Source organism: Bacillus cereus group sp. MYBKT14-1 (assembly GCF_051915185.1).
GTDB lineage: Bacteria > Bacillota > Bacilli > Bacillales > Bacillaceae_G > Bacillus_A > Bacillus_A cereus.
The window spans coordinates 37774-50469 of the sequence record NZ_JBQAEF010000003.1 but is presented as its reverse complement, the minus strand read 5'-3'; the positions used below and the strand labels follow the sequence as shown (position 1 = coordinate 50469).

Genomic DNA, 12696 nt, shown 5'->3' with positions numbered 1-12696 from the left:
GGTACTCCTTGGTTCAAAAAGCCTCTTCCAAAAATAACCGAGAGTAAAGGCTTCCATTTGCTACATAACAGTAATTAAAAAAAATATATTTTGCAGAAAAAAACTGCACTAAATATTATTTATGAAAGAAATTTGGCTTCAAAATTTCATTCGGATACGGTTTATGATAAATGTGAGTGGTAGCTGGAGATAATGGCGGAATAAGCCATACCCAATTACCTGTTACAACACGACCACAAGCAGCTTCTTGCTTCTCAAATTGCTGAAATTGTTGTGCAGCAGTATGGTGATCAACAATACTAACTCCTTGTTTTTTAAAGGAGTGTAGTACGGCAATATTCAACTCAATTAGCGCCTTATCTTTCCATAAGGTACCGTTTCTCGATGTATCTAAATCCATCATCTCCGCAACAGCCGGAAGTAAATTATAACGATCATGATCTGCTAAGTTGCGCGCCCCAATTTCTGTTCCCATATACCATCCATTGAACGGAGCGGCTGTATAAGAAATACCGCCAATTTCTAAACGCATATCTGAAATCATTGGAACACCATACCATTTTACTCCAAGTGATGAAATAGGGTATTCTGGGTGTTCAATTGGCACTTCTTTTACTTCTTCTCTCGGAATTTCTTTATATGTAGGTGCCTTCCCGTTTATAGAGAACACAAGTGGCAATACATCGAAATTCGTACCTTCTCCTTGCCAACCAAGCCCCTGACAAAAGTCCGTAAATGTAGCGGAATGAGAATCACCAATCACTCCCGTTTCTGTTTTATATCCTGCATATCGAATCAATTGGTGATTATAAATTCTTATATTATTTTCTTCACCTTGATATTGCTTAAAAATCGTAATGGTTGGTTTAACTTTCCCGTCGTTCGTTGCATATTTAATATGATGAATTAATGCATTATATACACCCTCTTCATCATTTACTTCGCGCGCATCTAATATGTGCATCTTACTCCAAAATAGTCTTCCAATACATCTATTACTGTTACGCCATGCCATTCGTGAACCATGAACAAGTTCTTCAAATGTATGCTCATATGTCCCTGTCTTCTCTATCTCAATTTGAATTTCTTTTATACGTTCTTCTATCAATTGTTCTTTATGAAGCTCCTTATAACAAATCGTAATAAAATTACTTGCTTCCTCTATTAATTGTTTCGTTTTACTCATAAACAATCTCCTTCTATTTCAACAAAACCCTGCTACTTTACAGTATAAGCAAAAAGGATAGGAGTCACAAATGAAAGTGAGAGTGTTACTTTTATTGTAATATTTTTCAGAAAATTAATGGACTTACTATTGACTTATATGGAAAATGGGTGTATTTTTGACTCAGGTAAAGTATTTTTACCTAGACCAACTTTTTAAATAGAAAGGAGGTAATGTTATGTCTTCATTTCAATTGCCAAAGCTTTCATATGACTATGATGAACTAGAGCCACATATTGATAGCAATACACTTTCCATTCATCATGGAAAGCACCATGCGACATACGTAAACAATTTAAATGCTACTTTAGAAAATTATACTGAATTACATAATAAATCTTTAGAAGAATTGCTATGTAATTTAGATACTTTACCGAAGGAAATTGTTACAGCTGTACGAAATAACGGTGGCGGTCACTATTGTCATAGTCTTTTTTGGGAAGTGATGAGCCCACAAGGTGGCGGTGAGCCTAATGGAGACGTTGCAAAAGTAATTGATTATTATTTCAATACCTTTGACAACTTAAAAGATCAACTTTCCAAAGCAGCTATTAGTCGTTTTGGAAGTGGCTATGGATGGCTTGTTCTTGACGGTGAGGAACTCTCTGTTATGAGTACACCAAATCAAGATACGCCTTTGCAAGAAGGGAAAATCCCCTTACTCGTAATTGATGTATGGGAACATGCTTATTATTTAAAGTATCAAAATAGGCGCCCAGAGTTTGTTACCAACTGGTGGCATACAGTAAACTGGGACCAAGTAAACGAGAAGTATTTACAAGCAATTCAATCACAAAAACATTAGTCATACGTATAAGGTAAATTTGGTAATGTAAAATCAGTATTGTCGAAATCCTCCAGAATCCCCCGGATTGCCACCGGGGGATTTATGATTACTTCATTGTATTTATATAATGTTTTAAAACATTTTTCATTTCTAGTTTCAGCTCTCGGAACAAAAATCCGAATTCACGAGCCTTTCCATTATGTAATGTACAGTTAGTTACCTCATTATAAGGAGCTATATTTTCCCCAGCTTTCTGAATGAGTGCTTTTATTCCTGTCTTCTCTTCTATGAAATGAATAATTTCTTCCGTAGAAACTACCCCGTTACTACAGGCGTTAATTGGCCCTTTCACATTTTCCATTCCGCACCAAGCTAGAAACTCTCCTGCCTCTTTTTCATGTATAAATGACAAAGTTCCATCTACATGATCCACAACGATAGGTTTTTGGTTCACAATACATTCAACGTAAAATTGTAACCTTTTCGTATAATCGTTTTCTCCAATAACAACTGGAAAACGAACTGCAACAACTGGGAATGTTGCTTGTTGAAATACAACGGCTTCAGCTAATCTCTTTCCTTCACCATAATTGAAGTCATTCCTATCTCCATACGCGATTGCATAATCGTACGGATTAAAGTCTTCTTCTGATAAGCTTAGGGCAGGTTCATAGACGGCCATTGAAGATGTCATAACATATTTCTTCGTTTTCCCTCGTAACACTTCACATATTATCTTCGCTGCATTCGAGCTATAGCATAAATTATCGTATACAATATCATAACTTTTTCCTTCTAGACGCTTTTCTAGTAGCTTTCCATCTTCTCTATCAATAATTATTCTTTTTACTGCGCTACCAAAAGAATCTTCAGTAACTCCCCTCGTCGCAATCGTTACATCGTGCCCCTCTTGCAAAAGTGCTTCTACTAAATGTTTACCAAAAAATCTTGTTCCCCCTAGCACCAATACTTTTTTCAACTTCATCATCCCCATTTTAGCAAATTGTAAAATACTACCTCTCTATTATAAGTGCCAACATATAAAAAGCATGGAATTCGTTTAACGATTCCATGCTTTTCTACAGAAAATATATTAACGTACTCGATATTTATAAATACAATAACAGAAGTACAAAATAGAAATTACTGATACATAAACCCATAGTTCATATACAAATCCCTCTCCCCACACTCCCATAAAATAAAAGAGTGAAGGTAAAGTCAATGTTACCCATGATTGTACGAAGGCAATCCTTCCAAGATATTGATTAATGTTCTTCTTTTGTGTATTTAATACAAAGAATAAATACCAAAGTAATGCCCACATAAACCACGTTAACGCATTAACAACATCATGGAATTGAACAAATGAAACAACCATATAGAATAAGGCTATAATTGCTACCCAAATACAAAACCATCCTAGACCACTACTATCCATTCCTTTTATAAAAGTAACACCTACATATAAATAAGTTAATCCAAATAAGAAAGTAGCCGCATATGAATACACTGTCCAATTGCTTTGGTCAGAAATCATGATCAAATAAAACGGAATAATAATTTGTAGTGCACCCACAAATAAATTAAAAACACCCGCACTTTTCATCTCTGCTTTCCCTAATATAACAAGACTATTTAAAAATAAAGCTGCCCCTGAAAGTAATAATCCTACATAACCCATATATATTCGTGTGAAAATCTTTACCTTTCACACTTTTAACCTCCCCACACTATAAAGTGATACTTATATTATTTTTCTTCCCATTTAAAACTACATACATAATTTTTCATTCAAATAAGTCAGACCTCCTACCTCAAAAAGGAGCGAACTTAAAACGCTTTCAATAATAAATAATCCTATTAAAACATGAACTAGGATTCCTTGATTATAAACGGACTCTAGCAATGATACAAGTGTTGGAATACTTTTCAATAATACGCTTTCAATTTCTATAAAAAATTAATAAAATAATACATTCCTCTATCTCATTCTACTACCTTCTAGCATAAGATATTATAAAATCACATCATTTAAAACAGCGAACGCTCTTTTCTAGGTTCGCTAATAAAATTAATAAAAAATGACCTCTTGCTTTTATGCAAAGGTCATTTTTTTATATTCATCATTAAACTTCTAAATAGCCATTTTTATTATTTGATTGCCATTTCCAAGAATCTGCACACATTTCTTCTAATCCGCGTGTTGCCTCCCAGCCTAATTCACGCTTTGCTTTCGATGCATCAGCAAAACATACTGCCACATCACCTGGGCGACGCTCTGTAATTTTATAAGGAACTTTCTTACCCGAGACTTTTTCAAACGCTTCAACCATCTCTAGTACACTATAGCCCATACCTGTGCCCAGGTTATAAGCATCTACTCCCGTTGTACTCAGTACTTTCTCAAGCGCCTTTACGTGACCATTTGCTAAGTCCACAACATGGATGTAATCACGGACTCCTGTTCCATCTTTCGTTGGATAGTCATTTCCGAATACGCTTAATTCTTTTAACTTACCTACCGCTACTTGCGTTACATATGGCATTAAGTTATTTGGGATTCCATTTGGATCTTCTCCGATACGCCCACTTTCGTGTGCACCAAATGGATTGAAATAGCGAAGTAATGCGATACTCCATTCTGCATCTGCAAATGCTACATCACGCATAATTTGCTCAATCATTAATTTCGTTTGACCATATGGATTTGTTGCACTTAATGGAAACTCCTCCGTAATCGGTGACGTTTCCGGGATACCATATACAGTTGCAGATGAACTAAAGATTATCTTCTTTACATTATGTTTCTGCATTACTTCACATAGCACTAACGTGCTTGTAATGTTGTTATGATAATATGTTAATGGAATCGCTACTGACTCCCCTACAGCTTTAAATCCTGCAAAGTGAATAACTGCTTCAATTGCATTTTCTTCAAAAATTGCGTCAAGCGCTTCGCGATTTAAAACATCTTCTTTATAAAACTTAAATTGTTTTCCTGTTATTTCTTTCACTCGATTTATAGATTCTACCGAGCTATTCGAAAGATTATCCACTACTATAACTTCGTAACCGCTATTTAGTAATTCTACACATGTATGACTACCAATATATCCTGCTCCACCTGTTACAAGTATTGCCATAATTATAGTCCTCCATATTTCATTCATTATAAACTTCTCAAAGTATATCACATATTTCTTATCCTATGTTTAACATGCGAACACAGAAACTTACATTTTATCCCATAATAAATTTATAACATATACGATTCTAATCAGGTAATAAAAAAACGCCACATAATTTTTATTATGTGGCGTTTTTTTATTAAATTACATAACAATATACACTTAGAAAATGCGCAAGACTACCTAATAATACAAAAACATGAAAAATTTCATGATGCCCCATATATTTAAACTCTAACCATTTTGGCTTTGTTCCATAAATAAATCCACCAATTGTATAAAAAATGCCCCCAAGTACTAAGAAAATAATGCCTCCTGTACTTAAATTCTCAGCTAACGGTGCAAAGAATAACACAATTAACCAACCCATCGTAATATAAATTGCTGTCGATAACCATCTTGGACAATTAAACCAAAACATTTTAAATACAATGCCACAAATCGCAGTTGCATAGACTAAACAAAATAATAGTAAACCACTTGCTGAATTTAATGTAATTAAGCAAAAGGGTGCATATGTACCTGCAATTAATATAAAAATCATAGAATGATCTAGCTTCCTAAAGAAGTAAATAACACGTTCATTGGCCACAACACTATGATACACAGCTGACGCCGTATAAAGGACCATCATTCCAATACCAAACAAAATAACAGCTGTAATTGCAGCAAATGATGGCATCTTGATAGAAACTTTCACAAGCATAGCTAATAAGGCAATAAATGATAATATTGCTCCACCTAAGTGAGTAAATGCATTAACCGGTTCCCTTACATAAGCATTCATAATAACACCCCTCATATAATTACATGTAGTTTTGATAACTACATGTAATTATATACACATTTCTTTTTAAGGTCAACATTTACAATTCATTTGTTTCGTAATACCATATTTAAAGATATATTAAACATTAAGTTCCACTAAGTTATAAAAGTGAGGGATTCTACGTGGAAAATATAAATGAATTACTTGAGACATTGCATTTAGAAAAAAACATTAAACTTGAGGATATTCCAAATGTTGACTTATATGTAGATCAAGTTGTTCAACTATTTGAGAATACTTATGCAGATACAACGAGAACTGATGATGAAAAAGTATTAACCAAAACGATGATTAATAATTACGCAAAAGGAAAACTATTCATCCCCATCAAAAATAAAAAGTATTCAAAAGAGCATATGATTTTAATTAGCCTAATTTATCAATTAAAGGGAGCTCTCTCCATTAACGACATAAAAAGTTCATTAGAAACTATAAATGACTCCTTATTAAATGATGATTCATTCGAATTAAATACGTTATACAAAAATTATCTTGCTCTTACTGAAAGTAATGTCGAAAGCTTTAAACAAGACGTAAATAACCGTGTTACAGAAGTAAATGAGATTTCTTCCTTAGAAGATACAAAACTAAAAAAATTTCTACTACTAACATCCTTCGTGACTATGAGTAATATGTATAGACGTTTAGCGGAGCAACTAGTGGATGATTTAAAAGAATCATAAATAAAAAACTATCCACCTATTAAAGTGGATAGTTTTTTATTTACTTAATTGCTTCATGAACTTTTAGTTGTTTCCCTTTAATCGTTGTAGTCTTCATGACTTTCAAGACGAGTGGGCCTTTTCCATTTAATATTTCAACATAAGAAACATTATCTTGTATCGTAATAATACCTATATCTTCTGCTGTAACACCTTTAATTTTAGCAATTGTACCGACGAAATCTACCGCCCTAATTTTCTTTTTCTTCCCGCCATTAAAGTATAGCTTCATAATGCCTTTGTTGATGTCTGCATTTTTATCTTTCTTTATAATTGGTTTAGCATGTATCTTTTCTTCAAATGCAGCTTTCTCTTTCATAACTTCTTCTTTTGAAGGTCCAATTGCCTTTGGAATTTCAAATCCAATATACTCCTCAATCTCTTCTAAAAATCTATTTTCATATGGTGTTATAAATGTAATAGCTTTTCCACTATTTCCAGCTCGTCCCGTTCTTCCAGTACGATGTACATAGCTTTCTTTTTCAAGTGGAATATCATAATTAATAACATGTGTAATATTATCAATATCAATTCCTCTCGCAGCTACATCTGTTGCTACTAAATAGCGGAATTTTCCTTTTCTAAAATCATCCATGACTTCAAAACGATCTTCTTGTACCATACCACCATGTATTTTGTCACAGGGATAGTTAGCTCGTTTTAATTGTCTATATACATGATCTACATTTTCTTGTGTACGGCAAAAAATAATACAGCTATCAGGATTCTCAATCGTTGTTACATCTTTAAGTAGTGAAAGCTTCTCGTCTTCTATCACCTCAAAAAGAGTATGTTCAATTTTATCCGTCGTAATCCCAGCCGCTTTAATTTCAATATGAGTTGGTGAATTCATATATGTACGAGACAATTTCTCAACATCTTCTGGAAGTGTTGCTGAAAATAACATCGTCATTCTTTTTGTAGGTAATTCATCAATAATTGCCTCTACTTGATCGATAAAGCCCATATTTAGCATCTCATCTGCTTCATCAATAACTAAATACTTCAAACACTCTAAAGAAAGGGTACCCTTCTCAATATGATCCAACACACGACCAGGAGTCCCAACTACAATATGTGTCTTTTGCTTTAATTCTAATTTTTGACGTGCAAATGGAGATTTCCCATAAACTGCCGCAGCCTTAATCCTTTTGAATCGACCTATATTTGTAATATCTTCTTTTACCTGTACCGCAAGCTCTCTCGTTGGTGTTAAAACTAATGCTTGTGGTTTATTCTCTTCCCACTCCACCATTTCACAAAGTGGAATACCAAATGAAGCTGTTTTTCCACTTCCAGTCTGGGACTTCACAACAAGATCCTTCTTTTGTAATGCAACTGGAATAACCTCACCTTGTACTTCTGTTGGATGATCATACCCTAACCCAGTAAGTGCCCTTACAATTTCCTTACTTAATTTATAATCAGAAAAACTTTTTTTACTCATATATTAACCTCATTTTATTCTGTATTATTTTCTTTTTTATCTTTTGTATACGTTACTATCACCCTACTTATTATACTTGAAACCTCACATAAAAGGTGAATCATGCCAGATTCATCTTTTTATATAGAAATAAACCTTTTCATTTCATATATTGTTCAACTACTTGATAACATCTTTTGCTCGTATTATTAGCATTAACCTTTTTATAGTATCCTACATCCAATCAAAAAAATAAAAAGAATACATACAACCTTGTATAATTATCTTAATTTTTCAACCCTTCCCATAAACGAACAATAAAAACAAAAAAATGTTTTAAATTCGTTTTTAACGTTGTTTTTCAGGTATAAAATCTATTTTTTAAAAAAATGTTAAGAAATCCTTTGACTTCTTAATAAAAATAATGTAAATTATCCTATGGACGAACATTTTTGATTAATAAAAATAAAATATTCGTATTTTAGGGGTGTAAATGATGGAAAACGTATTCGACTATGAAGATATTCAATTAATTCCTGCAAAATGTATTGTAAATAGCCGCTCTGAATGTGATACAACTGTCACTTTAGGAAAACATAAATTTAAATTACCTGTCGTGCCTGCAAATATGCAAACGATTATTGATGAAAGAATTGCAACTTATTTAGCTGAGAACAACTACTTTTATATCATGCATCGTTTCCAACCAGAGAAACGAATCTCATTCATTAGAGATATGCAATCACGTGGATTAATCGCTTCTATCAGCGTTGGTGTAAAAGAGGACGAATATGAATTCGTACAACAATTAGCTGCTGAGCAACTTACACCTGAATATATCACGATTGATATCGCACACGGTCATTCTAATGCTGTGATCAACATGATTCAACATATTAAAAAACATTTACCAGAGAGCTTCGTTATCGCTGGAAACGTTGGAACTCCAGAAGCGGTAAGAGAATTAGAAAATGCTGGTGCCGATGCAACAAAAGTTGGTATTGGACCTGGTAAAGTTTGTATTACTAAAATTAAAACAGGCTTCGGAACTGGTGGTTGGCAGCTAGCTGCACTTCGCTGGTGTGCAAAAGCTGCAAGTAAGCCAATTATCGCTGATGGTGGTATTCGTACACACGGCGACGTAGCTAAATCTATTCGCTTTGGGGCAACTATGGTCATGATCGGTTCTCTATTTGCTGGTCACGAAGAGTCTCCAGGGGAAACAATTGAAAGAGATGGAAAACTTTATAAAGAATACTTCGGTTCTGCTTCTGAATTCCAAAAGGGTGAGAAGAAAAACGTTGAAGGTAAGAAAATGTTCGTTGAGCATAAAGGTTCTTTAGAAGATACGTTAATCGAAATGGAACAAGATCTTCAATCTTCTATCTCTTACGCTGGCGGAACAAAATTAGACGCTATTCGTACTGTAGATTATGTTGTCGTGAAAAACTCGATTTTCAATGGTGACAAAGTATATTAATTCTTAAATTAACTCGAAGGACAAGCATTTTCATGCTTGTCCTTCTTTTTTGTATATGAAAATGTAAAACATTTTAATTTAACTGAATTTTCTAGTATTATGTGTTTAGATAGTCTTAATAAGGGGGAGATACGACTTGAAAAATGTAATAGAAAATCGCCTTAATCGCGCAGAGGTACCCGCTGAACTAACATGGGATTTATCCGATTTGTATAATTCTGATGCCGAATGGCATACTGCATTAAACGCATTGGAAAATGATATACAGAAACTTGATTCATTTAAAGGGCATTTACATACTAGCTCCCAAACTTTATTAAATTGCCTACTTTTAGAAGAAGAGCTTTTAATGACGTTAACAAAACTGTACTCATATGCAAATTTAAAAGAAGCTACTGATCGTACAAATCCAAGTATTCAAGCGAACTCTTCCAAAATTTCTGCTTTATGGACGAAAGTACATACTGCACTATCCTTTATTCATAATGAAATCCTCTCATTCGACGAAGGAACAATTGAAAGATGTTTAACTGAAGAAACAAAACTCGAACCTTTCCGTAAATCTTTACTAGAAATACTACAAAAAAGACAGCACACACTCTCTCCTGAAACAGAAGAAGCACTTGCTGCACTTGGCGAAGTTCATAGTTCTCCATACAAAATTTACGGCATGACTAAATTGGCCGATATGGATTTCATTTCTATACAAGACGAACAAGGAAACGAACTTCCTGTTTCATTCTCATTATTTGAAAGCAAATATGAATTTTCTCCAAGCACATATATACGTCGAAAAGCATATTCATCATTTGTTTCCACACTAAAACGATATAAAAATACAATTGCCACAACATATGCTACTGAAGTAAAAAAACAAGTAACACTTTCTCGTTTACGTAAATATGAATCCGTTACTCATATGCTATTAGAACCACAAAAGGTTCCACTTGAAATGTATAACAACCAACTTGATATTATTTATAAAGAACTAGCACCTCATATGCGCCGTTTTGCAGATTTAAAAAAGAGAGTATTAGGACTCGATCAAATGCTTTTCTGTGACTTACATGCACCTTTAGATCCCGAATTTAATCCGGCGATTACTTATGAAGAAGCAGGCACGCTCATTCAAGATTCTTTAAAAGTATTAGGCGATGAATATAGTTCCATAATCCAAAAAGGATTCAAAGAAAGATGGGTAGATCTTGCAGATAACGTAGGCAAATCAACAGGGGCATTTTGCTCAAGTCCATACGGCTCTCATCCCTATATTTTAATTACATGGCAAAATACGATGCGTGGATGCTTTACATTAGCACATGAATTTGGACATGCTGGTCATTTCTATTTAGCAAATAAAAACCAACGTATCATGAACGTACGCCCATCTATGTACTTTGTTGAAGCACCATCAACCATGAATGAATTACTATTAGCTCAGCATTTACTAGCGACTACTGACGATAAGAGAATGCGCAGATGGGTCATTCTACAACTACTTGGCACATATTATCACAACTTTGTTACTCATTTACTTGAGGGTGAATATCAACGTAGAGTATATGCTCTAGCAGAAAAAGGACAGGCCCTTACAGCTACAACTTTAACTGAGATTAAAACAAATGTCCTTTCGACATTCTGGGGAGATTCTGTAGAAATCGATGAAGGTGCGGGCTTAACTTGGATGCGTCAGCCTCATTATTATATGGGTCTATATGCTTATACATATTCCGCAGGCCTCACTGCATCCACTGCAGTAGCTCAAATGATTAAAGAGGAAGGACAACCTGCTATTGATCGCTGGTTAGATGTGCTTCGTGCTGGTGGTACAATGAAACCACTTGAACTAATGAAACATGCCGGAGTAGATATGTCAAAACCAGATGCAATCCGTAAAGCTGTTTCTTACGTTGGTTCATTAATTAATGAATTAGAGCATTCTTATCAAGAATAAAAAAATAAGCCCTCGCTTTAATGAGGGCTTATTTCATATTTACTTTCCAAATCTTTTACGGTATCCACATTTTCTACATAGCTCTTCAACCGCAACTCTTCTGGAAAATCCATCAACAATGTTTGTTGCTCTTTCACCTTCTATAATGTTAGAAAATGAATCATTATTAATATTTCCAAGGTTAATAATCCCTTCACCATCTAAACAACAAGGAATAACTGTTCCGTTCGCTAAAATACCAGCTTGATTTCGAAGCCCATGACAGAATCCTTTTCCATCATCCTCTTCTTCATGCAATGCTGGCCACTGGAATTCATAGTCTTGATTAATAAAGACACGTTCCGCAATTTTTATACCTTTTCCTGGTGTAAGCTTCTCTTCAATTTGATAAGATAAATTAAACTCATTTTCAATGATAGATAATAACTCTCTATTCTTCTGGATTTCAGCATTTGTTTTATTATCCTGAGTTAAATTCCATAACCTTAACGATACAATTAAATCTGATTGACTTGTCGCTTCCCTAATGAAGGAAAGTATACTCCTTACATAGCCCTCTTTATCTTGCGAACCTGGATGTCCATCAAAACTATGCAGTGAAAAATTCATTTGTCTTAAAGCAGGCTTATTTAACAATCTATGCCTTCTCTTATTAATTAACGTTCCGTTCGTTGTAATATTAACTTTAAACCCTTTTTCATGGCTTAAATCTAACAATTGATCTATTTTTGGATGCAGCAACGGCTCACCCTTCACGTGCAAATAAATGTAGTCTGTGTGTGGTTTAATTTGGTCTAATCTTTTAGCAAAATCCTCCACAGAAATGAATTGCTTCTGTCTTTCCGTCGGCGGACAAAAGCTGCACGCAAGATTACATACACTCGTAATCTCCAAGTAAAATTTCTTAAACTTCTTCACCTTTAACTCCTCACTTCTATGACTACTTGTACTTTTTTCCTCTTCATATTACATCACACTTTTTTAGAAATAGAAACATACTTATTTTAGGAAATCTATATAACACCTATTAATGTGAAAAAGACCATCGGTAATTTTTGTCCAATGGTCTTTTTATCCTTTTA

The 12696-nt window shown here is 34.1% G+C and carries 11 protein-coding genes; 4 read left to right on the top strand and 7 right to left on the bottom strand.

Annotated elements, in window-relative coordinates; genetic code table 11:
* Positions 1-115: 115 nt before the first annotated feature.
* Positions 116-1186: a nitric oxide synthase oxygenase gene (locus ACTFO4_RS10270; protein ID WP_000047627.1), complete on the bottom strand. Its 1071-nt coding sequence runs from the start codon at positions 1184-1186 to the stop codon at positions 116-118.
* A gap of 217 nt (positions 1187-1403) precedes the next feature.
* Here ACTFO4_RS10270 and sodA point away from each other — a divergent pair, with 217 nt between their 5' ends.
* On the top strand, positions 1404-2030 hold the full coding sequence (gene sodA / locus ACTFO4_RS10265) for a superoxide dismutase [Mn] (RefSeq protein WP_000094041.1): 627 nt from the start codon (positions 1404-1406) through the stop codon (positions 2028-2030).
* A gap of 88 nt (positions 2031-2118) precedes the next feature.
* Here the strand turns inward: sodA and ACTFO4_RS10260 are convergent, their stop codons facing one another.
* From ACTFO4_RS10260 to trhA, 4 genes are all read right to left on the bottom strand, one after another.
* Positions 2119-3006, bottom strand: coding sequence for an NAD-dependent epimerase/dehydratase family protein (locus tag ACTFO4_RS10260; protein WP_002025132.1), 888 nt, complete (start codon positions 3004-3006; stop codon positions 2119-2121).
* A 99-nt stretch (positions 3007-3105) separates the two neighbouring features.
* Positions 3106-3696, bottom strand: coding sequence for an AmiS/UreI family transporter (locus ACTFO4_RS10255; RefSeq protein ID WP_000542569.1), 591 nt, complete (start codon positions 3694-3696; stop codon positions 3106-3108).
* Positions 3697-4141: 445 nt separating this feature from the next.
* On the bottom strand, positions 4142-5158 hold the full coding sequence (galE, locus tag ACTFO4_RS10250; protein WP_000996540.1) for a UDP-glucose 4-epimerase GalE: 1017 nt from the start codon (positions 5156-5158) through the stop codon (positions 4142-4144).
* A gap of 184 nt (positions 5159-5342) precedes the next feature.
* Complete coding sequence (gene trhA / locus ACTFO4_RS10245; protein ID WP_000995363.1) at positions 5343-5990, bottom strand: PAQR family membrane homeostasis protein TrhA; 648 nt, start codon at positions 5988-5990, stop codon at positions 5343-5345.
* 164 nt (positions 5991-6154) lie between these two features.
* Between trhA and ACTFO4_RS10240 the strand changes: the two genes are divergently transcribed.
* A complete protein-coding gene (locus ACTFO4_RS10240; RefSeq protein ID WP_017673742.1) occupies positions 6155-6715 on the top strand; it encodes a DUF1836 domain-containing protein in 561 nt (186 codons plus the stop codon).
* Between the two features lie 40 nt (positions 6716-6755).
* Here ACTFO4_RS10240 and dbpA read toward each other — a convergent pair whose 3' ends face one another.
* Positions 6756-8201 carry an ATP-dependent RNA helicase DbpA gene (dbpA, locus tag ACTFO4_RS10235; protein ID WP_000039350.1) on the bottom strand — a complete coding sequence of 482 codons (1446 nt, stop codon included), beginning with the start codon at positions 8199-8201 and terminating at the stop codon, positions 6756-6758.
* 475 nt (positions 8202-8676) lie between these two features.
* Between dbpA and guaC the strand changes: the two genes are divergently transcribed.
* Both guaC and pepF read left to right on the top strand, forming a co-directional pair.
* Positions 8677-9660 carry a GMP reductase gene (gene guaC / locus ACTFO4_RS10230; protein WP_000432447.1) on the top strand — a complete coding sequence of 328 codons (984 nt, stop codon included), beginning with the start codon at positions 8677-8679 and terminating at the stop codon, positions 9658-9660.
* Between the two features lie 136 nt (positions 9661-9796).
* Entirely contained in the window at positions 9797-11614 is a 1818-nt protein-coding gene (gene pepF / locus ACTFO4_RS10225) for an oligoendopeptidase F (protein WP_440013616.1), read from the top strand.
* Positions 11615-11653: 39 nt separating this feature from the next.
* Here the strand turns inward: pepF and ACTFO4_RS10220 are convergent, their stop codons facing one another.
* Positions 11654-12532, bottom strand: a complete 879-nt coding sequence (locus ACTFO4_RS10220) for a radical SAM/SPASM domain-containing protein (RefSeq protein ID WP_000713636.1) — start codon at positions 12530-12532, stop codon at positions 11654-11656.
* Positions 12533-12696: the final 164 nt, after the last annotated feature.

Coding starts and splice junctions, on each gene's coding strand:
- ACTFO4_RS10270 (WP_000047627.1), bottom strand. CDS start 1,186: ATGAGTAAAACGAAACAATTAATAGAGGAAGCAAGTAATTTTATTACG.
- sodA (WP_000094041.1), top strand. CDS start 1,404: ATGTCTTCATTTCAATTGCCAAAGCTTTCATATGACTATGATGAACTA.
- ACTFO4_RS10260 (WP_002025132.1), bottom strand. CDS start 3,006: ATGGGGATGATGAAGTTGAAAAAAGTATTGGTGCTAGGGGGAACAAGA.
- ACTFO4_RS10255 (WP_000542569.1), bottom strand. CDS start 3,696: ATGGGTTATGTAGGATTATTACTTTCAGGGGCAGCTTTATTTTTAAAT.
- galE (WP_000996540.1), bottom strand. CDS start 5,158: ATGGCAATACTTGTAACAGGTGGAGCAGGATATATTGGTAGTCATACA.
- trhA (WP_000995363.1), bottom strand. CDS start 5,990: ATGAATGCTTATGTAAGGGAACCGGTTAATGCATTTACTCACTTAGGT.
- dbpA (WP_000039350.1), bottom strand. CDS start 8,201: ATGAGTAAAAAAAGTTTTTCTGATTATAAATTAAGTAAGGAAATTGTA.
- guaC (WP_000432447.1), top strand. CDS start 8,677: ATGGAAAACGTATTCGACTATGAAGATATTCAATTAATTCCTGCAAAA.